This is a genomic window from Hoskinsella mucinilytica (assembly GCF_045223415.1).
In the GTDB taxonomy this organism is placed as follows: Bacteria; Bacillota_I; Bacilli_A; order Erysipelotrichales; family Erysipelotrichaceae; genus Hoskinsella; species Hoskinsella mucinilytica.
The window spans coordinates 20,334-43,619 of sequence record NZ_JBEQZJ010000031.1; the positions used below are offsets into that span (position 1 = coordinate 20,334).

Here is a 23,286-nt window from a genome sequence, read left to right on the forward strand (position 1 = left end):
AATTCGATAAAATTCAATGTTTTGGATGTTCCAAATTTCATAGATTTCAAAAAGAAATAGTCATCATCGACTATTTCTTTTTCCTGTTTTTCTTGTAAATACAAAGTTTTTTTCATCAGATAGCCTCGGCTCAAAGTGATATCCTAATCGTTCAAAACCTTTTGCCTCTTCGATTGCGGATGCTTTGATCTCAGTAAGATATCGCACCATTTCTCCTCTTGCCATTTTCACATATACGCCTTTTTCTCGATATTCTCCATGCTCTTCCTCCATAAAAAAGCATCGTGCATAATGATCTTTTTCTCCCAAATATCGTGTAATGATCTTACTGTATTGTCGACTCGCCAGATCTAATAATTCATGATCTGTTTTGGTTAATTCTTGATACATAAGCTTTCCCCAGAATTCATATAAATTTTCAAATCCCTTTCGTGGTAATATGTTATCCAATTCCAAACGATAAGGAACAACCTCATCGAAAGGCTTTAAGACCCCATAGTATCCGGATAGAATACGCAAATGTTCTTCCACATAGGAAAATTCTTCATCATCAAAAACTTGTGGAGCCATATACGTATATTGTATTCCATCATAAGCCAACAAAGCCGGTACTCCATCTTTTAACGTTCTCTTTTTATGATACATTTCAAATGCTTGTCTTGCGATGGTCTCACTACAATGAAGCATGGATCTTATTTCTTCGATAGATAAAGTAGCTAATTGTTTTTGGATACGTCTTGTTTTCTGAAAGAAGACTGGTTGCTGTCTTGGGCTCATATATTCAATTTCTTCTCGCATTTTTTTCGCAGGAGCAATGATTATCTTCATAAAATCACCGGTTTCATCTTATCATTTCTCATTTCCCAGGAAAAGTAAGATGCTTTTTTCCATCGATCCTTACTTCAGTGCTTTTCCCAATTCATAGGCTTGTTTGGGATATGTGGTTTGTTCGATCATTTCTCTGGTAAAGGTATTTTGCGCTAACACCATGCCTTGATCTTCTAAGCATAAATATTTGCATATATTATGATAAAGATTGGCAATCACATCAAATGACCAAGCATCTTCATCTCCTCCAGTAGCCAATAAAACAGCTTTCTTTTTAGCATCTATCAACTCCTGATTATAAGCATAAAAACGATCGATCACCATTTTTAATTGAGCTGAAAAGCTAAAATAATAAATCGGTGTCGCAAAAACGATCATATCTGATGCCAAAAGCTTTGGATATAGCTCTACCATATCATCTTGAAATACGCAAACATCCTTCGCACAATGATCACAGGCAATACATGGGTGTACCTTACGAAACGCAGCATCAAAGCGATAAATATCATGTCCTGCCTCTTTTGCTCCTTTGATAAACTGTTCTGCCAATAAAGCAGATGTTCCATTTTTATGTGGACTTCCTGTTAATACAACAATGTTCATATTGTTCTCCTTCCTACTTCTATTATCTTTATTTTATCACATCTAAGAAAAAAGATGGTAACTACCATCCTCATTCTTTTAATTTCAATTGTTCATTTGCTTTGATCTTAAGACAGCGATCATCTACCTGTATCCAAACATCCATTCCACTTGGATTATAGACACTGCTTTGATCCGCAAAATAGATCAATCGTTTTCCTGCATCCATATAAGCTTCGATTTCATGATTGGTCGCATACCATACTTGAGGATGTCCTTGCATCTGTTGAAAGAATTGCTCTATACGCTCCCAATGATCATCTCTTTCGAATTCATAGCTATGTCCCCATAGATAAAACACTTGTAAACGTTCTCCATAATGAACTGATAAAAAGCGATCTTTCAAAGCAAAGATATCTTCACGATGATGACACGTAGGATGCCACCTCATAAAGTCTGTTGGTAAATCAAAGGACATCGTACTTTTGGTTGTTCTCGCATAACGAATACCACAACTTTTCAATGTAGAAATCACTTCATCATCGTAACAGCCATTGGGATAGGAAAATCCTGTAACCGGTTTTTGACATATTGTCTCTAAGTCTTTTCGATTTTGTAACACTTCTTCTATATTTAACACGCTATTTGTTCTTGTCATCGTAATATGATGACATGTATGACAAGCAATTTCATGTCCTTTATATAATTGAACAACATCCTTTTCTTTGATATAAGGATAACGATGCCCTTGTGTTTCTTGGAAAAATGCACTATTCAAATGAAAAGTTCCTTTCATTCCATAACGATTCATTAATTCAACAAGACGATGATCCATAACCTTACCATCATCATAGCTACATGTAAAAGCAAGCGTTTTCCCCATAGGAAAGCATAGATATATTCTCTGCATCTTTTTCCTCCTTAAAATTTGTTTAAACATATTTTGACTTTTTCTCAGTTCCACGTTACAATACCATGTAGAGGTGATTCCCTATGCCAAAAGCAAAATTTACGGAAATCTATAGAACATTGAAACAGAATATTTTAGATGGGTGCTATGACACCTCTCATTTATTACCTACCGAACAGGTATTGACCCAACAGTTTACATGCAGTCGTAATACGATTCGAAGAGCCATTGCTCAATTACAAGAGGAAGGGTTTGTACAAAGCATCAAAGGAAAAGGTGTTGTTTTGTTGGAAAACAAAGCTGCCGCTTCTTTTCAAATCGATCTGCATGACTTTAAAGGATTAGCCTCCATTCAAATGAATCCATCGATAAAAACAACCACTAGCGTATTAAAATTTCAAACGCTGATAATTGATGATCAACTTAGCCAAAAAACCGGCTTTCCTAAAGGAAGCGAAGTTTATCATTTGCATCGTCTTCGTTATTTTGACAATGAACCTTTGGTCTTAGATATCAATTATTTCCATAAAGATATGATTCCTGATTTGAGTGTTGAAATCGCACAACATTCCATTTATCAATATATTGAAGATACCTTGAAGCTACATGTCATTGCTGCTAGACGAATGATTCGTGTAGAAAAAGCAACAAAACTAGATCAAGAACTGTTATCGCTTCATGGCTTTGATTGTGTGGGAGTTACTTTAAATAATGCATATCTTGATGATGGCAAAATGTTTGAATATACGGAATCTCGACATGCTCCTGATCATTTCACCTTTTGTGAAACAGTTTCTTTAAAATAGGGTTTGAGCACTTTGAGATACAGCTTCTTATTCCTTATGTAATATCATAGCTATCTCATCCATCAATCTTTCTCCACACCCCTCTTCAAACGGTGTGATCACGGCTTCAAAACCAATCGGCCTTTCATGATAGGCTGATTGATCTGGCATATAACTGTAATAATCCATTGCATACCCTACCAAAACCACACTTTGATCTTTCACTTGTTGTTTTAAATACAAGGCAAGTGCGGAAAACAGCTCTACTGGAACATACACATAGGCCAATCGATGAATATGCAGGATATGGATAGGTAATGATAATCTTTGATTTTTAAGAAAACAAGACATCTTCTCATATAAAAGATACAGCTCATATTCCTTTGTTTTGGTATCTAGTTGTTTACCATATGCTTGTAATTTTTCCACTGTTGGATACGTTCTTGTTTGACAGGTAAAGGTAAAGCAACTTATTTGAAGCTCTCCTTGCATAGGAGCTAAGTTACCAAGGGTTTCTCTGACATGATCAACTAGCAACAAACCAAGACGTTTGGCTTCTTTTCTTCCACTTCCTTTTTTGGTAAATCGAGTAGATACATCTCCACAAGCACCATTATAAAACATCGCCACTTCATGCTCTTTTTCTAATGCTTCAAAAGCCGGTCCCAACAAATCACAACTATAACAGCTATTTTCCTCATGAAAGATTGTTGGATGACAAGCATAAGAAAAGATCAATGCTGTTTTTTGACTGCTTGTTTGAATATGAAGCACAGAAAGCATATCATCGATCAATCGATCCGGTTGATTGCGATTTGTACCAATATCTTGATAATGATCTTGCGCAAAGGATAGACTTGCCTCTTCGCAATTGTCATATGCCTGTTGTGCAGCTAGTATACCTTGTGCTAGTAAAAAGCGAACTAGTTCTTCATCATATTCTCCATCGATATAATCCAAACGTCGATTGATTCCGGTTTTATCTAATATTTGTGCAGGACCACTATGAGTATGTATAGCATTGATCAAAACATGCTCTTTTTTTATCCCATACTTTTTACATATATGCTCACTCAATTGTTCACAAAATGTAGCATCTACATAAAGGAGATCATACTGAAACAGAAAGACCTCCTCTTCCTGTTTCAGATAAATACAGCGTACATGAAGCTCATCCAATACCCCGGTGCTCTTTCTCAGACCTTCATAGCCTGCCATTGGTAATCCTATTTTAGGGGTGATCGATTGCTTCGCAAAGCCTGCTTGCATCATTTATTCCTCTTCCATGAATTCTTTTGGTACTGTAAACAACCAAGTGATGACAAAGGATGCTACAGCGGTTATCGCAATCAATATGAAATACAACATTAACTGATTTCCATCATACATATATAATAAGAAACCGATCAATCCTCCTGCACCCATTCCTTTAGCAGTCAATCCCAAAATGGTCGCAATTAATCCGGTACAACCAGCAACCAAACAAGCTCCAACAAATGGCTTCATCGTATAACGAAGTAAGAATCCAAACATACCGGGTTCTCCAACACCAAGCATTTGAGAAAGGAACGCTCCATAACCTGCTGGTTTGATTCTTTTTTTCTTTGTCTTGATCGTAATCGCCAATACGGCAAATCCCAAAGCAAAGAATATCATATTATATAATGCATTTAATTGATTAAACCCTGTAGCGGCCAACATAGATACCTCTAAGGTCGTCATGATATGATGAACGCCTGTGATAACTAGGAATGGATATAAGAAAGCAACTAAGAACCCACCGATACCAAATGGCATATGTAATAAACTTTCCATTAAATTCAATACCAAGGTTTCTACATTATGGAAAACAGGTCCGATTACCAAAAGAGATACTAACATCATAATAAGAATAACTAAAAACGGAGAAACCATGAAATCTAAAACATTAGGCATGATCTTTCTGATGTTTATTTCTAGCTTGCTTCCGATCACACCAATGATAATGGCTGGTAATACGCTTCCTTGATAGCCTACCAATGGAATGAATCCAAATGCTAAAATCGGTGCTACCCCACTGCCTGGTGTTGCCACTGCATAGGCATTTGGTAAAGAGGTCGATACCAACATCAAACCAATGATAAGACCTAACAATGGTGTACCCCCAAAGGTTTTAAAGGTTGACCAACAAACAAGTGCCGGTAAAAAAGCAAAGGTTGTATCACATAACACAGATAGCATAACGGTCATGGATTCTGATAACCCAGCACTACCAAAGCCAAGCCAATCTAACAACATTTCATTTGTCAATAATCCTCTCAACCCCATACACAAACCGGTTGCGGCAATGATAGGAATGATCGGCACGAAGATATCACCTAATAAACGGATCAAATTCTTCCCTTTTGATGTATTTTGTTGTGCCATGACTGCCTGATCTGCTTTAGCGGCTGTAGAAATCCCCATTCGTTCTACTTCCGCATAAACCTTATTGACGATACCGGCCCCTAATATGATCTGATATTGTCCACCCGTATAAAATACGCCCTTTACCTCATCAATGATTTCTACCTCTTCATCCTTGATGATACTGCGATCCTTTACGATCAAACGTAAACGTGTTGCACAATGTGCCGCAGATATCACATTTTCTGCACCACCTATCTTTTCGATTAATTCTTTTGCGATTTTTTCATATGAAATAGCCATATTGCTTCTCCTTTCCAAAAATAAAAACACCCGAAGAAATACACACTGACATTCAGCCATGTATTTTATTCAGGTGTTGCCTGCATTACCAGTGACAATCCTATTTTCTATTGTATCATCTTCAAGATATGCATCATTAGGTATACCTTTTCACTCAAGGTACTATGATAGCCATACTCTTGAACCAAAAGCCGATCTAGACGTTCCATACACAAAGGAAGATCACGATGCTTTTTTAACAGCATGGAATACATATCCTCTACATGAACCATCGTTGTTGTTTGTAGCTTCATCATCCTTTGATAAAAGAATTTCAAATGTGATGTAAGTCTTAAGTAATCCGTTTTTGTGATATCCAGCTTCAAATGAAAAGTTTCCTCTAAGATATCTATCGTTTCTTTCACAAACATCAACATATCGGACACATCTTCATGAGAATCATCTTCAGCATTTTGTATATGAATTGCGATAAATCCTGCCTCATCCTCAGGTAAATCAACGCCAAGGTGCGCCTTGATATAACGAAGTGCCCATTTTCCTACTTCATATTCCATTGGATACATCACACTTGTTTCCGTCAGAATCAGATTAGGCACCGTCTTTCCTTGTTTTGCTCTCATAACCGCAACATACAAATGATCTACCAAACCAGGCAATAAAGATTCCTGAATGTTTTTCTGTAGCTTCATGGTAGCTTTTTCTAATATTGCCTCCGCAATCTCTAGATATATGACAGGAGTCGTTTCCATGATCTGATACAACAGCTTTTTTCTTTGATTTTCCATATAATAATAACTTGTGATCTTGTGATGATCCACTTGATCACCGGTTTTTTTACCAAACCCTATTCCAGTTCCACTTAATAATGCTTCACGTTTATCCGGTGTGATCGTGGCCACTAAATTGTTATTAAAAATCTTTGTAATTTTCATAACATTTCACTCCCATCCAACGCATGTAACCGCTTTAGGTTTGCATCTATATCATACAGGGAGATAATCACTTTGTCAATCCTTTTTCAATATTTGTTTAAACAAATATTCATTAATTCTTCTAATAACAAACCATTTATACATATTTTCATAAAGATTCATATAATTTGTTTAGACAAATAACAGCTTTGAACAATGAAACGCTCAACCATCTAAATCAAATAATGCTGCTTCATAATCTTTCACAAAATAACGTATATGTGTTCTTCCTTTTTTCAAGATGGTATGGCCTTCTGCCTCTAATTGTTTCTTTTGTGCCTCTATCCCACCAGGATACTTTGGATTCAATTCCCCATTCGCCTTTAACGTGCGCCAATAAGGCGTTTCCTCTTCTTTACGTTGATAGCTTGCCCATGCTGCAATCGATACAAATATTCCCGCAGTAATTGGCTCTGTGAAATCAGCCTGATTTTCCTTTGCGAAATATTCTCTGATCTTGCCAATCGTAATGAGTTTGCCATATGGTATCTTCTTCATGATTTCATCATAATCGATTGGAGGTGCAAAATACATATTGCTTCCTCCATATTTTTCAATACTTTTTTGATCTGTAATAATTTGATACTTTGGCATATCCTTATGATCATGTAACATTGCGTTGAAATCTTTCTCTGCTTCATTTGCCATGCTACTCACCTCCTAACTAAAGGATAATACATTATCATTCATCATGCAATGAGACAGTATTTAAAATGATATGATTTTTTGATCAATTTCGACAAACATAATAAAACAGAAACCTATGGCAAGGCTTCTGCATATTACATTTATATCTACCATCAAACATCTACTTAGCACATTTTAATGACAACAGTTTTTGTATATCGTTCAATTGTTCTTGATTCATCACTCGATAATGTATCCACCCTCCATTACCACAAGGATACTTTTGATCGATGAACTCTTTTGTATATGGTAATAATTCTTCATAAATTGATGCATATTGTTGATCAGATAATCTCATCATTACTACAAAAGCCCCTTTCTCTGCAAACACATGACATAACAATTTTTGTTTCTTACGATGAGCAACTCCCCAACCATATTGATTACCATAGGGGAATGAGATCTGTTGCTCACTTTGATAGTTGTCTGATAACCAATTATTTAATGATAGAAATAAAGCTTGTGAATCTCCACAGTATGCCGCCATTTCTGCCATATCTGGTTTTTCCTTTTTATTTAGCATTCTTTCATACATAATGTATTCTCCTTTTTTCATATATCAAAAAAAGATGATCTTCAAAATAAACCATAAGATCAGAAACCAAAATAATACAATCGGTATCGCATAATACCATTTTTTTGATGTTCCTTGACTCCACATAGCTTTTGCCTCATCGTGATGACGTTTCCATAATTCTTTAGGGATAAACCGTATCGTGATTGCAATCATAAGTGGAAGCAAAATGACATCATCCAAATATCCCAAGACAGGGATAAAATCAGGAATCAAGTCAATTGGTGAAAGGGCATAGATCACAGTTATTCCAGCGAAGAGTTTCGCTATCCATGGTGTATCCTTATCCTTTAAAACAAAATAAATGGTAGGAATATCCTTTTTTAAACTTTTTGCACGATCTTTCAGGTTCATTGCCATCTTGTTTCCTTTGCTATCTTATAAAAAGATTTTATCATATTTCAATCCTTTCGTCAGTAATATAAAGGAAAAAGAAGCAATCCTTTTTCAAGCATTACTTCCTCTTTCGTTTTTATTCTTCAGATTGTCTTTTTTTCATAAGAATGACAATAGCTGCACCACTTAACATGATTAGAGCAAATGCCAAACCTACATTTGTATGATCGCCTGTATCTATATCCTTGTTAGGTGTTGTGTTCGTTTTAGATGCGATTGCATATTTTGACATATGCGTTGTATCAAACTCTACATAATCACTACCTTTTCTAGTTATTAGCTTTGTGATTTGATTATTATCATCAATATAAATTACCTGAAGATCTTTTTTCAATAAATCTGCATCTACATTGATTCTAATTGTGATGGTACCATTTGGTTGAATGATGATTCCGTCTTTTTCAAGTGATAAATCAAATGCACGTTCAATCGTAAGCTCTTTTAATAATCCCTTACTACTTAATAACTTGTTCATATCTAAAACTTCTTGTTTAGATAGTTCCTTTGCATTTAACTGTGTGCCTTTTTCAAAAGATCCAAGTACGGTAATCGGAAGTGTAGCGCTATCGATCATACCGATTTGATCACCATTATCCTCAGAATCACCAGGATTTTCAGGTGTTTCTGGTTTCTCAGGTTCTACTGGCTCTTCTGGCTCTGATTCCACTTTTACTAATGCCTTCACCGCATTGTTCAATGCATCTTTTGCTGTATCGATTTCTTTTTGCGTATTGCTTTCATCTAATTTCTTAGCTGCTTCCAACGCCTCAGCTACTGCTTTCCAGCTTTCTGCTGTATAAGCTTTTTCATCTAGTTTTTCTGCTTCTTCGATTGCTTTGTTTAATGCAGTCATATCAGCTTTTTCTACCAATGCCTTCATTGCATTATTTAATGCATCTTTTGCAGTATCGATTTCTTTTTGCGTATTGTTTGCATCTAATTTCTTAGCTGCTTCCAACGCCTCAGCTACTGCTTTCCAGCTTTCTGCTGTATAAGCTTTTTCATCTAGTTTTTCTGCTTCTTCGATTGCTTTGTTTAATGCATTCACATCTGCTTTTTCTACCAATGCCTTCATTGCATCATTCAATGCATCTTTTGCAGTATCGATTTCTTTTTGCGTATTGTTTGCATCTAATTTCTTAGCTGCTTCCAACGCCTCAGCTACTGCTTTCCAACTTTCTGCAGTATAAGCTTTTTCATCTAGTTTTTCTGCTTCTTCGATTGCTTTGTTTAATGCACTAACATCGGCTGTTTCTTGTGCGTTACCCTTTAGAATACGCATTTCAGTTAATGCAGCATATTGGTTTGTATCTCTACTATATGCATCAATTACCTGGAACTTCACTTGTTTCGCTTTGTATTCTTTATTGTCATCAAATTTCAAGATTTGCCATCCAAAGTTTGATTTATCAAATGTACCATTTGAGATTACTTTCTGCCAATTATCTGAATCTGAATTTTTGATCAACACTTCATACTCTAAAATAAACCCATTATTATAGCTCATTCTAGGAAGATAACGAAGACCGCTGATTACCTGTTCCTCATCCAAAGTAAAGATCAAATATTGATCCTCACGACTTGATCCATTCCAATCAGTATGCCACATGGTTCCCAGATTGCCATCTAATACATAGTTCGGATCACCTTCACTATCATTATCATGCTGATAGCTACCTGTTTCAACACTCATCGTTTTTACATCGATATCATTTTTATCATCTTCAGCCGGATTTGCCACACTGAAGGTATCTAGAATATAAGTTCCTAATTCATTTAGGTTATGATCACTAGGTGTAGAAGTAAAATCTTCATCACTTCGTGCCCATGTCCATTCCCATTCAAACCAATCCGGATCGCTTACTGTTCCACCATTTGTTAATTCAGTCTTTCTATTTTCAATCCATATTTCCCAACGCTTCTGATAATAACTGGAAATCAATCCAGACCATTGACGGTTAGAATAATCATGTAACCCACCAGCGTTTGCTTGACTGATTGAGCCCCATGTAGATACCAATGATTTTGCATTTAATTCATATAGTTCTTTAGAGAAATCATCTGTATTTGCCGCAAGATTTTTTGCCTGATTTACCCAAGTTCCTAATAAATAATATTTACTTGTACTTGTTACTTTTTCCATCTGTTGGATAATATCAAGGAAATCATTGCTTGCTTTTGTAAACTCTTCAACACTACCAGAGTTATACGCAGCTTTCATTGTCTTCAAATACTCTTGAGCACTATTTGATAATACCTGCTGTAAGATCGTAGCTAGGTCATAACGATAGCCTTCACTATCTTTTAATACATCATAATCTTCTAGCATTAATCTAGCAGCTTCTTCAAGATCACCTTTACTATAACTTACAACTGCATTGCCCCATGTTGATGCTGCATTGATATCAAATGCCGGTCTTGCATTTACAACAGATTCCGGAGCACCTTGTCCCAATTGATTTAAATCAGCCTTATAAACAGTATCTTTCAATATCTTTAAGGCTTCTTGCGCAGAGGAGCTTTCTTTTCCATATCTTCTAGTTGCATAATCATCCAACCAACTATCTAAATCAATAACTTCTAGGTCCTTGCTTGCATCACTTGTCCAAACGGTTTCAAACAAGAAATCATATAGTAGTGGGTTGTTCACACTGGCTTCAGGAGTAATACCGATACCCGCAACATATTTCGTTGTATTAAATACCTCGGGAATATTATTAGCCAAATTATCAAGATGTCCGTGAAGACCTAAACGTCCTCCAAAATTATTTAACATACAGAATACCCATGGCTTACCATCAAATTCTAATTCATCACCATATGCATTCTCATCGTTATAATGAGGTGTTTTATCAGCATAAAGATCCAAGATCAAGGCATGTTCTTCATAACCATCCAAACCATTTAATAATGCACTTGTTGGATTACCTTGCCAAGATTGAATGATCCAAATAGCATCTTCATCAAAAGATAATAGATTGTTCATAACTTCAGATGAAACGGTTTCCGGAGACATATCGCCTGTATTTCCACCTTCATGGAATGGATCTGTTGCATAATATTGGCTTACATCACCATATACTTCTTTTTGAGATGCATAATATAATTCTGCGTATTTTGCATATGTATCAGTATCTGTTTTTAACATATCTGGTCGTTGGAAAGAGCACCAAGTACCTTGTTTGATAATATCATCGGCAACTGCTGCATCATGATCAGCAAGATCATTTGGTACCATACCACTATATCCTTGTAATACCGGCTGCATACCTAATTTCACCATAGACAACTGATTTTTTCTTGCTAGCTCTGTACGATCCTCAAACCAAGAATCATGAACAGGACCACCAAATCCGGATAGATTAGCCATATATGCCCATGCATAATATGCAGGTCCTGCGATAAAATCTTTGATATCTTCATGGTCATAACCGATTTTTGTTAAGAAACGACGCCATACTTCCTCTTGACCAGTAGCATCTAAAACAACATTAACACCATTTAATGCCAACCAATCCATTTCAGCACGCCACTCATCTTCACCATAGAAAGGCATAGAATAAGATAAGGTACAATAGTTATATGCATAACGTACTTTTGCTTTGGTTTCTTGGAAAATAGTATCTTTTAAAGGTACCACTTCACTAGGCATCGTAACCTGATCGCCTACTTGAGAAATATTAACATTGCAATAGTATTTCAAATAGTGATTTAATCCCATAGATAATGAAACACCATTATTTCCTTTGATGTGAATTTTTCCATTTTGATTAGTTAATTCAAAGAAATCATAATCATGACCTAGTGTGTTTTCACCAAGCTCTAATGTAAACCAATCTACATATTGAGCACCCAATCTACGTGAGATGATTCCTCTCACTTCATCAAGCGTATCATTTACTGTGATATTCGCCAATTGATCAGCATAAGAAGTATCAGCGTATGATTGCACATTGATTTCTGGTCGTTCTTGGATCGGTGTACCACTTGCTGTACCCATGACACGTACTTCATTGATAATGGAGTTAGCATTCGCTGAATGATAAGTCACATAAACTCGAACATAACGAGCCTCTGTTCCGGTAGCATCATATACCTCACCGGTTTCGGGACAGCTCGCTGTGCTATCTTTTTCAGCAAGTTTCGTAAAATCTCTTCCGTTCATACTCGTAAAGATTTCATATTGTGTATAACCTTTTGTTGGTGTATAAATTTCAATACTACTTAAATCATAGTTTTCTTCTAAATCGATATCTGCATAAGCTGGATACATCGTTCCGGTCCACGTTGTTTTTGTGCTTCCATCTACGATGCTTGCGGCATTGGAACGATTATAGTTGGTATGCACAGGTTTTTGAAACGCAATACTTTCATTGTCCTCTACCTTAGCTTCACTTCCATATACTTTGAATTCTGCTACTGCAGGCCAACCATACCCAGCAGAACTTGTACAACTATGCATCACAATTTTGATATCTGTATACATTGCTGGTTCTATCGTATATTCTTGTGTATAGTTGTCGGTTCGATTTGCTATTTGGTGACTTACCAAAGTTGTATATTCACTTTCGCCTTCTTTTAAACCGAGGATACTATACTCAAATGCATAGTTATATGGTTCAGATTCAACGTGTTCAAAGAAGATTTCAAATGCATCCATCGTTCTTGCTTCACCAAAAGATAAATTAATATATTTTTCTTCAGACATCGCATTATTATGGAATTTATATAATGAACTTTCATCATTATCCACCAAAGTTTGACTATCATTTGCACCAATTCCATCAGTTGTTATTTCAGCCTGTGACGCAATATTGTTATAGTCTGATAGTTTTACATCTTGGGAAGCATAAATTTCTACTTCTTTTACTTGCATCCAACTTTCTGTTGTTATGGATGGATTAGAAGCATCTAGAATAACAGGATTAGAAAATATGATCATGACATCTGAAATACTTTTTACTTCAGAAGCCTCAAATTCCACAACACTTCCCATTGGCTGCGCTTCCTTTTTAGGCGCAAAAGAGCGCCAATCACTTTCAGAATCTGTAATACCATTGATTGCATATTTAATTTCAACATCCACACCCAAAGCACTTAAATCATCTGCGCCCAATTTCACTACAACTTTTTCTACAGATGAGTTTTCTGCTAATTTCATTTTAACTGTGCTTGGCCATTCTACTGTACCACTTTTCCACAGTGTCGAATCATCCCCATCATTGATATGTTCTTTATTCCCTCCATAGATCAAATCTTCCCCATTGACGGTAACTGTTGCATCTTTCGCTATGTTTGTTTGTACCTTTTTTGCCTGTAAAAAATCTAGTTGCCCTACAAACATGCTAAGCGTAACACACCCTGTCAGAATAACCTTAGAACCCTTCTCTAAAATCTTACTCATTCTTACTCCTTTCCTACGTTTTACAACGTACATACATGAAAGCCCTTTTTCTTTCAATATCATTATTATAAAGGAAAAGAAATTGTACTATTTTGCACTCTTTAACATTTTTTTGCGAACATAACCTTATAAAGAAAGAAAAAAGCAGTGGATAACCTAAAAGAGATTACGATACTCTTTTGGTGACATACCAACTGCTTTTTTAAATGTTTTCGCAAAATAGCTTTGTGAGCGAAATCCAACTTGAAATGCAACATCTTTCAAAATAAAACCTTTACGGATCAATCGCTTTGCCTCTTTGATACGAAAATCATTGACGATATCACTAAATCCTTTTTCATTATTGTTGCTTAACACACGGCTTAGATGAGAAGGTGACACCTCCAGTTCTTCAGCAACATCATTTAAACTAATTTGTTTTTTGAAGTGGTGTCCGATATATTCAATCGCCCTCTTTGATAAATGATCTAAGTTTTGATACCTCATTAATTTTGCGGAACGCAACATTGCATTGAGCTTATATACGATTTCCATTTCTGTTGTTTGAATATCTTTCTTAACATCAAAATGAATATCTTGTTTCTGAATCATGATCTCATATTGAGATTGTAACTTTTCCACAAGTATATCTAGCATATCACTAAGATATTGATTTCCCGCTTGATCCTCACATTTTTCTCTATGAATACAATCAAGAGCCAATTTCTTTAGCTTTTCCATCATCACTGTTTCATTACCATCTTCAAAACATTCTAATAAATCCAGAATCAAATAATTCAATTCATCTTTCCCAAGTTCTTGCTTAGTTTCATCAAGAATAGGCTCTTTTTCTCGATCTATGACCGCATGCATATAGGATTGATACATCAATTCCATATTTTCATAAATACTGCCAATTCCAAACACACGATTTCTTTTTTGTAGGATACCCGTAATTGCCTTTTTATCATTTTCATTCATCTTACGATTTGATATGATAAAAGCAACGATATCATTTTTCATCCTTGTCATCAAACATGACATTCCTAAATCCTCGATTTCCCCCTTGATGCTATTCAAAGCATCGTTTTCATTTTCTAAAACATGAATGACCGTACAAAGACCAGATAGAAAATGAATATTCAATACCTTTAAATGCTTCTGTACAATAATCTCATTTTGACCGGATAAAAGAAGTCTAGCACATTCTTCTTCAAGAAATGGTTTTGTATGATTGATCTTCTCGATCAATGCAGATGTTTGTTGAAATTGATTTTCATTTTTCTTTAAGATCTCAATAGCTTTTGCGATATTGTTTAATATGATGTGATGGTCTGCAGGTTTTAAAATAAAATCCTCTACATGTAAATGAATCGCTTCTTGTGCATAAGAGAAATAATCATAAGAGGTAAATATGAAGCAGACACTTTCCTTAAACTCTATTTGTCTGATTTCTTTCAATGCTTCTAATCCATTTTTTATAGGCATATTGATATCCATCATTACGATATCCACGTTATGTTGGCGAAACAATTCCACAGCCTCAGCTCCATTCGATGCTAAATAAATTTCACCAATCATCGCATTGGATTTTTTTAATAGATGATATAAATAATCTCGTTCGATTTTTTCATCCTCAGCAATTAATACATTATACATCATAATCTCCTCCTTTCCTTACATATGGAATCATTAGATTGGTCTTTTGATTTTAATGAGAAAAGAGAAACCACAATCAATATCGCTTTCTATTTGAATTTCCACATTTTGTTTATAATACATCTCTAATCTTTTTCTAACATTATACAATCCCAAATGGGTTTCATTTTCAACAGTTCTTTCGCTCTCTTCCAAATAAGTACGAAGTAGTGACTCTTCCATGCCTTCCCCATTATCGGATACCGACAGGATCACATCATGATCTTCTAGTCCTATATATACTTCCACTTCTCCATCTTCCATAATATTTTTTAATCCATGTTTGATAGAGTTTTCCACCAATGGCTGTAAGATCATGCCAGGAATAGGAATATGATTTAATTCCTCTTCATGCTCTACATGAATGATAAAATCAATTCGTGAACCAAGACGAAGCTTTTGAATTTCGATATAAGCACGTATCGCCTCTAGTTCATTTTGAATATTACTAATTTTATTTTGCATATCCAATCCATAACGCAACAACTGACTTGTTTTCAATATCATATTGGCCGCAGTTTCTGTTTCTTTCGTTTCCACAAGACGGTAAATCATATTTAAAGTATTAAATAAGAAATGTGGATTGATTTGATTTTGTAGCATTCTTAATTCACTTTGTACAAGCAATTCATCTTTCTTTAAACTTTCATTTTCCTTTTCTAATAACTGTCTTTGAAGGTTCGCTCGCTCTCGTTCACTATCAAAATTTATCTGTATTTGCGTTGCCATGCTAGTAAGAGCATCACATAATTCTTCCATTTCTTGTCCTGAATCAGATATTTGACGTAAATCATATTTCCCTTCTTTCACCTTTTGGATATTAGAAAGTAATAATTCTAATGGGCGTGTTAATGACTTTGTAATATGAATGGTATAATAAATGACCCAAAAGGATAAAATAACAATCAAAAGGATACTAGATGCATCTGTAATTTGTTTTAATTTTGTCAAAATGCTTTTTTGTGACTGCATGGATTCTGTAATCATTTGATAATAATCGCTACTTGTATTATTAATAAGATAATAATATCTTTGTAAAGTATCATAATCTTCTTCGTAAATTCCTGAATCCTGTTCAAAATCTATTGCCGTTTTCTGACACATATCGTTAAACTTTGATGTCATGTTTTGAAGAAGCTGAAATCGCCAAGACTCTTCAATATATTGATTTGCTTTTAAATGATTCAAACTGGTACAAGCCGATTCATAAGCTTTCTGATACTCTTCCATCGATTCTTCACTTTCTGTATACAGATAATCCTTGAAATTCATAGAAGCATCTTCCATTTGATTGTAATAATCCAGCATCCCGTTATAAGCTTGTAATAGATCATCATAGCGATCTAAAACGTTATTATTGATCATGGAAAACATAACAAGAAAAATCAATATACAGATGACCACGATCATATTTGCATTTCTTAAACGAGAACGAAAGCTTTTACTTTTCTGCTTCATAAAGTTTCCCCTTATAGGTGTTGACATTACTTTCATTAACGATAACAAGATTCGGACTTAAAACACTGACATCTTGTTTTTTGCCTGATTGAATATAGTCCATGATCATTTTAACCCCTTGGTACCCATAGTCATAAAAAGATGTAACGATACTGCCATCAATATCTCCTCTTTTAATTAAATCTATGGTTGTTGGCATATCATCTACGCCATAGATCAAAACATTCTTTCTTAATCCCTTTTCTATGATCGTTTCTGAACAAGGTACTGCAGATTCTGCGGCAAAATTTATCGCAACGTTCACGTTATCATGCTCACTCATAACATTCATCCACTCACGTTTTGCTCTTACTACATCCGATTTTGATTCACTGATACTTACTAGCTCATAACCACCTTTATGTTTTTGAAAGACTTCCTTGACCTCTTTGATTTGGTCTTGAGCAATCCCGAATTCTCCTTCAGCTACTTGGATAGCAATGATCAATTTCTTATCTTTTCCATAATTTGATTCAATATCTTCTAAAAGAAGTTGTGCTTGTTGTTTAAAATCTTTTCCCATATAAGCATATCTTCCACTTTCAGGTTGATCGCTATCTACCAAAATCAAAGGTATGCCATTATCACTCGCAGCTTTGATCAATTCATCGTCTATGACTCCTTGTGTGATGATACCATCCGCTTGTTGTAAAATGCCGGTTTCAATCACATCATTCATTTTATTGGTATCGATCACATTAGGCCCTATCCAATCACAGTGCACTTGATAAGCTTCACAAGCATCATCTAAACCATCTTTTGCTTGTAGCCATATCATGTGATCGCTCAAAGGCGTCGCAAATAAGATATACGGTTTATCTTTTTCTTCATCCTTAAGAGGTTGATTCGTACAGCTAGATAATAAAAGTAACGATGTCATAAAAAGAATGATTTTTTTCATACAGGTGTCCTCTTTTCCACGCATTATTATAACGCATGTCGTTTTTTTTATGCAAGAGCAATCTTTACTACCCTATTGTCCATATTAGTTTCTGTCTTCATCATATCACAATCATAATGGACTGTCATTCACAAACAAAAAAGACAAGGTTCTCAAAACCCTGCCATCTATATATTTTTCATATCATTTTTCGTGAGAAAGCAACACAAACAACAATATTGCCCTGACACCCTAATTTAATTCCCGCAGTAATTCTTCGCTTGGTAACTCGCATCAGTAGCCGATCATGTGTCCAACTTCATTTGCTATGCAGTGCGTAGTTATTTGGAAATGTCAAATAAACGTCAAATGTTTCCTCGGTTGTTTCAATTTCTACCGCATTAGGAGCATCATACATCGGCAATCCTAAATACCTCTTTACCTCTTGCAATATACAATATATTCGGCTTGTATTTTCGGCTCTCTACGCAATTTTATCAATCCAAACTTTTCATTACCCTCGGCAAATTCCACTTTACATTGATTAAGCTATCTGGTTTCTCGAAAGAAGTACAACCGTTTCTACACCATTGCTCTGTGCAAACATATCTACCGGTTGTATTTTTTTCACTTGATATTCCTTTTCCTTGAGAATACCTAAATCTCTAGCCATGGTTGCCGGATCACAAGACACATAAACAATACGATCTGGTTGCATACGTACCATACTATCGATCGTAATGGCATCCAATCCTTTTCGTGGCGGATCTACAACAATAACATCAGGTTTCATATGTTGCTCACTGAGTTTACTGGCATAAGTTGCTGCATCACTGCAAATAAACTCAATGTTTTCGATATGGTTATGATATGCATTCTCCTTAGCATCTTTAATAGCTTGAGGAACAATTTCAATACCAATCACTTTTTTCGCCTTTTGTGCTAAAAACATAGAAATGGTTCCTACCCCACAGTATAAATCAATGACACTCTCACATCCAGTTAAGGAAGCAAAAGATAAGGCAGTATCATAGAGAATTTTCGTTTGAAGTGGATTGACCTGATAAAAGGATTTACTGGAAATATGAAAAGAAAGTTCATCAATAGAATCTGTGATATAGGAAGCACCATATAACGTGACTTCTTGATCTCCTAATATAACATTATCGTTTCTCGTATTGATATTTACGATGACACTTTTGATATAGGGTAGTGCCTTACAAATCTTTTCTGCCATCTCTTTCATATGATCAAAAGGATATTTACGAACGATCCAAACCAACATGACCTCACCTGTTACAAAAGCATGCTTGATGAGTAGATGACGAAATACATCGGCATTTCCATATGTTTTTAATTCCTGCTTCATATAAGCCAATACTTCATTGATACGTTCACTTTGTATGCGACAGCCATCGGTATCTACGATGTCATTAGAATGAATGCGATAAAATCCTGTTACCACATTTCCCTTCTTTAAACCAACCGGTATCTGGCATTTATTTCGATAGTACCAAGGCTCCTTCATACCTAATACAGGTTCTACTTTCACATCAATTTTCGCAATGCGATCGATTACATCTTGAACCTTTTGACGTTTAAATCGTAACTGTTCTTGATAAGACATATGTTGAAGTTGACAGCCACCACATTGCTTTGCGACAGGACAAAGTGGTGTTACACGTTCTTTGGATGGATTCCGTATGTTTAATACTTTTGCATATCCATACGTTTTTTTCATCATCGTAACGACAAGTTCTGCTTCTTCTTGTTCCAATATACCTTTCACAAAGAATGGAAATCCATCCACCTTCACTACCCCTAAGCCTTCTCTTGTATAACCAGAACAAATTCCTCTTATGTTATCATTTTTTTTCATCTTACACCTCAAAAAAGGGCAATCGCCCTTTTCACTATTTATTTAATTCTTCTTGCTGTTTCAGTAATTCATTTGCTTTTTCTTTATTTCTTGGTGAAGTCAAGGTATCATCCACAGCTTTTTTATTGGATGCATTTTTGATTTTTTCTTTATAAATCTGATCATCTTCACTATGGGTATCATCTGGAATAAAGTTATATGCATGGATATCTAAATCATACATTTTTGTTTCATTTTTATTCGTAAAATACGTTTCGATCGGTAAAATTGCATTTACTTTATCATACGCACTATTTAAGACATCTTCTAATGCATCTTCACTGATATCATCTTTGGTATCCAAATTAATTCTCAATGTGGCACTGGTTAAATTAACCTCAACCTTTTCCACTTGATCAAATTTCATGGCATCCTCAACCTGTTTCAACTGCTCTTGTGTAATAGCAGGGTTTAGGGAATTATCAAAACGAGTTCCTTCCACTGGCTTACCACTGTTTTCTTTTGCGCCTAGATATATATATACCAATAAAACTAGCGGAATCAATAAGACGATTACTGCAGTTGTATATAATATCTTACTAGAATTTTTCAGCTTAGTTTTCTGTTTTGAGCTTGCTTTTTTATTCTTTTTACTCATGATTTTCACCTCAACACCTTTTATTGTACAAGAAAAAGGTTCATAATGCTATCTTTTTTTCAGTTCTTCCTGAATCATTTTATTTGTCATAGCTGGATTTGCTTGACCTTTGCTGGCTTTCATTACCTGACCGACTAGGAAACCAACAGCACGGTCTTTCCCATTTTTGAAGTCTTCAATGGATTGTGGGTTGTTATCTAACACTGTAGTTACGATAGATAATAGTTGGGATGTATCACTCATCTGTTTCATACCTTTTTCTTCAACTACCTGTTTTGGATCCTTACCCTTCATAATTTCTTCAAATACAACCTTTGCTTGTTTACCACTGATTTCACCGGCATTGACCATATCGATCATGGTAGCCAAATGTTTTGGATCACATGGATTTTCACTCAGTTTTAAGTTTGCTTTGTTCAGGGCTGCAATCATATCTACAATGACCCAGTTTGCAGCTTTTTTGTAATCTTTGGTATACTTACATACCAATTCAAAGAAATCCGCAAGATCTCTATTGTTTACCAATACACCTGCATCATAATCTTTCAAGCCTAATTCACTCATATAACGAGCTTTTCTTGCATCAGGCAATTCTTCCATATTCGCTTGAATTTCTTTGATCCAATCCTCACTCAAACGAATTGGGGTAATATTAGGTTCAGGGAAATATTTATAATCCACATTTCCTTCTTTTTTACGCATCATCACAGTTGTTTTCTGTGTTTCGTCATATCGTCTTGTCGCTTGAACAACTGTTCCGCCACTTTCGATCACTTCTTTTTGACGAGCTACTTCAGCATCAATGGCCTTTTGTACATTGCTGATGGAGTTTAGGTTTTTGATTTCTGTTCTTGTACCGAACACCTCACTGCCTTCTTCACGAATGGAAACATTCACATCACAACGCATGCTTCCTTCTTCCATCTTAACATCACTGACACCTAAATAAAATAATAACGTTCTTAGTTTCTCTACATAAGCTGCGGCTTCTTTTCCATTACGGATATCCGGTTCACTTACGATTTCCACTAATGGTGTTCCTGCACGATTAAAGTCAATCAATGTACCTGCATCTGAATGGAATTGTTTTGCGGTATCTTCTTCCATATGGATACGATTGATACGAATTTCTTTACTACCCTGTTCTGTTTCAATGACGATGCTACCATTTCTTCCAATCGGATGAAATTGTTGTGTGATCTGATATCCTTTTGGTAAATCAGAATAATAATAATTCTTTCGATCAAACTTTACCAATGGATCGATCGTACATTGTAGTGCAGTAGCCGCTTTTATCGCAAGACGTACTGCTTCCTTATTTACACAAGGAAGGGTTCCTGGATGTCCTAAATCTATTTCATTGACACATGTATTTGCTGTTTCTCCAAAGGAAACAGGAGCACTGGAGAACATTTTGGTTTTGGTTTTTAATTCACAATGGATCTCAATTCCAATGACTGTTTCAAACTTCATTTTGACACCTCCACATCATTTCCTTTTAATCCGGTAATCTCTTCAATCGCCTTACCGATATTAAATAAGGTTTGTTCTTCAAAAGGTTTTGCTGTCATATTGATACCGATCGGTAATCCATTCACAAAGCCGGTAGGCATCGTCATACTTGGATAACCACTAAAGTTACCAATTGCCATATAGTTTTCCGCAACCAAAGCATCACTATCTAAATGCTCTTCCTTGCTTTCTTGTGCAAGAGGCGCAACATCACTGCTGGCATTTGCGATAACAACATCATATTCCTGTAAACAATGTGCCAATTCTTCTACGATCAATCTTCTGACTTTTTGTGCCTTACGGAAAATCTTTTCTTGATTTTCCTCAAATAAAGAGAAGCTTCCGATAACAAAACGTTTTCTTACATAAGAACATAGACCTTTGGTACGAGAATTGATCATAACTTCTTCCACACTTGCTCCATCCTCTCTCATACCGAATCGGATACCATCCAAATTCGAATGATTTGCGGTAGCCTCTGCATTGGCAATGATATAGTATACCGGAAGAATGGCTTTCATTAGCTTATCATCAAAATGTACGACTTCCACGATAGCACCTTTTTCTTTCAAGGATTCCATCAAGGCATCGAAATTTGCTTTTACTTCAGGATTTGTAACTCCTTGTTGTACATTTTCTAAAATGGCAATCTTTTTACCTTTGATGTCGGCATTGATTTGAGAAGCATATGCTTCTACTTCTTGATAAGAGCTGGTCATATCACGATCATCTCTTCCTGCTAACACTTCTAATGCTTTGGCTGCATCTTCGATTGCAGTTGTAAAATAACCGACATGATCTAAACTTGATGCATAAGGAATGATACCATAACGTGAAATTCTTCCATAAGTGGGCTTCATACCGATAACACCATTAAAGGCAGCTGGCTTACGCACACTATCACCTGTATCAGTACCAATGGCAAATGGTACTGCACCGCTTGCTACTAAAACTGCACTACCTCCTGAACTACCACCTGAAATACGATTGGTATCCCATGGATTATGAACCATACCTGTATATGCATTCTTATTTGTTCCACCCATACCAAGCTCATCCATACTTGCCTTTGCAATGATAACAGCTCCTGCCGCTTTTAATTTATCCACGATAGCCGCATTGTATACCGGGATATAGTTATCTAAAATACGTGAACTTGCGGTTGTTTTGATTCCTAATGTATTCACATTGTCTTTTAAAACGATCGGCATACCGTAAAATGGAGCATTTGGATCGATGGAATCCAACGCTTTTAATTGCTCTTCCACATCACAGAAGGTTACTACCGCATTTAGCTTTTCCTGTAAACCTTTTGCCTTTTCCAAGGCTTCTTTTACTCTTGTTTCTACTTCTTTTTTCTCTATCATTTGAAAATCCAT

The 23,286-nt window shown here is 35.6% G+C and carries 18 protein-coding genes; 1 reads left to right on the forward strand and 17 read right to left on the reverse strand.

Going from position 1 to position 23,286, the window contains the following annotated elements:
• Nucleotides 1-63: 63 nt before the first annotated feature.
• The 3 genes from yaaA to UGRO018_RS12040 form a co-directional block, all read right to left on the reverse strand.
• Nucleotides 64-828: a peroxide stress protein YaaA gene (yaaA, locus tag UGRO018_RS12030; protein WP_416326735.1), complete on the reverse strand. Its 765-nt coding sequence runs from the start codon at nucleotides 826-828 to the stop codon at nucleotides 64-66.
• Between the two features lie 69 nt (nucleotides 829-897).
• Nucleotides 898-1,431 carry a flavodoxin family protein gene (locus UGRO018_RS12035; RefSeq protein WP_416326736.1) on the reverse strand — a complete coding sequence of 178 codons (534 nt, stop codon included), beginning with the start codon at nucleotides 1,429-1,431 and terminating at the stop codon, nucleotides 898-900.
• 70 nt (nucleotides 1,432-1,501) lie between these two features.
• Entirely contained in the window at nucleotides 1,502-2,320 is an 819-nt protein-coding gene (locus UGRO018_RS12040) for a polysaccharide deacetylase family protein (protein WP_416326737.1), read from the reverse strand.
• 83 nt (nucleotides 2,321-2,403) lie between these two features.
• Between UGRO018_RS12040 and UGRO018_RS12045 the strand changes: the two genes are divergently transcribed.
• Nucleotides 2,404-3,126, forward strand: coding sequence for a UTRA domain-containing protein (locus UGRO018_RS12045; RefSeq protein WP_416326738.1), 723 nt, complete (start codon nucleotides 2,404-2,406; stop codon nucleotides 3,124-3,126).
• A 27-nt stretch (nucleotides 3,127-3,153) separates the two neighbouring features.
• Here the strand turns inward: UGRO018_RS12045 and UGRO018_RS12050 are convergent, their stop codons facing one another.
• The 14 genes from UGRO018_RS12050 to UGRO018_RS12115 form a co-directional block, all read right to left on the reverse strand.
• The gene (locus UGRO018_RS12050) at nucleotides 3,154-4,377 is read right to left on the reverse strand and encodes a neutral/alkaline non-lysosomal ceramidase N-terminal domain-containing protein (RefSeq protein WP_416326739.1); all 1,224 of its coding nucleotides are present in this window, start codon (nucleotides 4,375-4,377) and stop codon (nucleotides 3,154-3,156) included.
• Nucleotides 4,378-5,793, reverse strand: coding sequence for a PTS transporter subunit EIIC (locus UGRO018_RS12055; protein ID WP_416326740.1), 1,416 nt, complete (start codon nucleotides 5,791-5,793; stop codon nucleotides 4,378-4,380).
• A gap of 107 nt (nucleotides 5,794-5,900) precedes the next feature.
• On the reverse strand, nucleotides 5,901-6,725 hold the full coding sequence (locus tag UGRO018_RS12060) for a PRD domain-containing protein (protein ID WP_416326741.1): 825 nt from the start codon (nucleotides 6,723-6,725) through the stop codon (nucleotides 5,901-5,903).
• Nucleotides 6,726-6,929: 204 nt separating this feature from the next.
• A complete protein-coding gene (locus tag UGRO018_RS12065; protein ID WP_416326742.1) occupies nucleotides 6,930-7,412 on the reverse strand; it encodes an MGMT family protein in 483 nt (160 codons plus the stop codon).
• Between the two features lie 160 nt (nucleotides 7,413-7,572).
• Nucleotides 7,573-7,986 carry a DUF3788 domain-containing protein gene (locus tag UGRO018_RS12070; protein WP_416326743.1) on the reverse strand — a complete coding sequence of 138 codons (414 nt, stop codon included), beginning with the start codon at nucleotides 7,984-7,986 and terminating at the stop codon, nucleotides 7,573-7,575.
• A gap of 24 nt (nucleotides 7,987-8,010) precedes the next feature.
• Complete coding sequence (locus tag UGRO018_RS12075; protein ID WP_416326744.1) at nucleotides 8,011-8,385, reverse strand: YkvA family protein; 375 nt, start codon at nucleotides 8,383-8,385, stop codon at nucleotides 8,011-8,013.
• Nucleotides 8,386-8,497: 112 nt separating this feature from the next.
• Nucleotides 8,498-13,825: an alpha-N-acetylglucosaminidase TIM-barrel domain-containing protein gene (locus UGRO018_RS12080; protein ID WP_416326745.1), complete on the reverse strand. Its 5,328-nt coding sequence runs from the start codon at nucleotides 13,823-13,825 to the stop codon at nucleotides 8,498-8,500.
• A 156-nt stretch (nucleotides 13,826-13,981) separates the two neighbouring features.
• Nucleotides 13,982-15,463 carry a response regulator gene (locus tag UGRO018_RS12085; RefSeq protein ID WP_416326746.1) on the reverse strand — a complete coding sequence of 494 codons (1,482 nt, stop codon included), beginning with the start codon at nucleotides 15,461-15,463 and terminating at the stop codon, nucleotides 13,982-13,984.
• A 33-nt stretch (nucleotides 15,464-15,496) separates the two neighbouring features.
• Entirely contained in the window at nucleotides 15,497-16,960 is a 1,464-nt protein-coding gene (locus tag UGRO018_RS12090) for a sensor histidine kinase (protein WP_416326747.1), read from the reverse strand.
• Nucleotides 16,944-17,900, reverse strand: coding sequence for a substrate-binding domain-containing protein (locus UGRO018_RS12095; RefSeq protein ID WP_416326748.1), 957 nt, complete (start codon nucleotides 17,898-17,900; stop codon nucleotides 16,944-16,946). Before UGRO018_RS12095 ends, UGRO018_RS12090 begins: the two co-directional genes overlap by 17 nt.
• 523 nt (nucleotides 17,901-18,423) lie before the next feature.
• On the reverse strand, nucleotides 18,424-19,758 hold the full coding sequence (gene rlmD, locus UGRO018_RS12100) for a 23S rRNA (uracil(1939)-C(5))-methyltransferase RlmD (protein WP_416326749.1): 1,335 nt from the start codon (nucleotides 19,756-19,758) through the stop codon (nucleotides 18,424-18,426).
• Nucleotides 19,759-19,792: 34 nt separating this feature from the next.
• Entirely contained in the window at nucleotides 19,793-20,395 is a 603-nt protein-coding gene (locus UGRO018_RS12105) for a hypothetical protein (protein WP_416326750.1), read from the reverse strand.
• A gap of 48 nt (nucleotides 20,396-20,443) precedes the next feature.
• The gene (gene gatB, locus UGRO018_RS12110) at nucleotides 20,444-21,868 is read right to left on the reverse strand and encodes an Asp-tRNA(Asn)/Glu-tRNA(Gln) amidotransferase subunit GatB (RefSeq protein WP_416326751.1); all 1,425 of its coding nucleotides are present in this window, start codon (nucleotides 21,866-21,868) and stop codon (nucleotides 20,444-20,446) included.
• Nucleotides 21,865-23,286, reverse strand: coding sequence for an amidase family protein (locus tag UGRO018_RS12115; protein ID WP_416326752.1), 1,422 nt, complete (start codon nucleotides 23,284-23,286; stop codon nucleotides 21,865-21,867). Before UGRO018_RS12115 ends, gatB begins: the two co-directional genes overlap by 4 nt.

Excerpts from the sequence above, each read along its gene's own strand:
- yaaA (WP_416326735.1), bottom strand. The coding sequence starts at position 828 with ATGAAGATAATCATTGCTCCTGCGAAAAAAATGCGAGAAGAAATTGAA.
- UGRO018_RS12035 (WP_416326736.1), bottom strand. The coding sequence starts at position 1,431 with ATGAACATTGTTGTATTAACAGGAAGTCCACATAAAAATGGAACATCT.
- UGRO018_RS12040 (WP_416326737.1), bottom strand. The coding sequence starts at position 2,320 with ATGCAGAGAATATATCTATGCTTTCCTATGGGGAAAACGCTTGCTTTT.
- UGRO018_RS12045 (WP_416326738.1), top strand. The coding sequence starts at position 2,404 with ATGCCAAAAGCAAAATTTACGGAAATCTATAGAACATTGAAACAGAAT.
- UGRO018_RS12050 (WP_416326739.1), bottom strand. The coding sequence starts at position 4,377 with ATGATGCAAGCAGGCTTTGCGAAGCAATCGATCACCCCTAAAATAGGA.
- UGRO018_RS12055 (WP_416326740.1), bottom strand. The coding sequence starts at position 5,793 with ATGGCTATTTCATATGAAAAAATCGCAAAAGAATTAATCGAAAAGATA.
- UGRO018_RS12060 (WP_416326741.1), bottom strand. The coding sequence starts at position 6,725 with ATGAAAATTACAAAGATTTTTAATAACAATTTAGTGGCCACGATCACA.
- UGRO018_RS12065 (WP_416326742.1), bottom strand. The coding sequence starts at position 7,412 with ATGGCAAATGAAGCAGAGAAAGATTTCAACGCAATGTTACATGATCAT.
- UGRO018_RS12070 (WP_416326743.1), bottom strand. The coding sequence starts at position 7,986 with ATGTATGAAAGAATGCTAAATAAAAAGGAAAAACCAGATATGGCAGAA.
- UGRO018_RS12075 (WP_416326744.1), bottom strand. The coding sequence starts at position 8,385 with ATGGCAATGAACCTGAAAGATCGTGCAAAAAGTTTAAAAAAGGATATT.
- UGRO018_RS12080 (WP_416326745.1), bottom strand. The coding sequence starts at position 13,825 with ATGAGTAAGATTTTAGAGAAGGGTTCTAAGGTTATTCTGACAGGGTGT.
- UGRO018_RS12085 (WP_416326746.1), bottom strand. The coding sequence starts at position 15,463 with ATGTATAATGTATTAATTGCTGAGGATGAAAAAATCGAACGAGATTAT.
- UGRO018_RS12090 (WP_416326747.1), bottom strand. The coding sequence starts at position 16,960 with ATGAAGCAGAAAAGTAAAAGCTTTCGTTCTCGTTTAAGAAATGCAAAT.
- UGRO018_RS12095 (WP_416326748.1), bottom strand. The coding sequence starts at position 17,900 with ATGAAAAAAATCATTCTTTTTATGACATCGTTACTTTTATTATCTAGC.
- rlmD (WP_416326749.1), bottom strand. The coding sequence starts at position 19,758 with ATGAAAAAAAATGATAACATAAGAGGAATTTGTTCTGGTTATACAAGA.
- UGRO018_RS12105 (WP_416326750.1), bottom strand. The coding sequence starts at position 20,395 with ATGAGTAAAAAGAATAAAAAAGCAAGCTCAAAACAGAAAACTAAGCTG.
- gatB (WP_416326751.1), bottom strand. The coding sequence starts at position 21,868 with ATGAAGTTTGAAACAGTCATTGGAATTGAGATCCATTGTGAATTAAAA.
- UGRO018_RS12115 (WP_416326752.1), bottom strand. The coding sequence starts at position 23,286 with ATGGATTTTCAAATGATAGAGAAAAAAGAAGTAGAAACAAGAGTAAAA.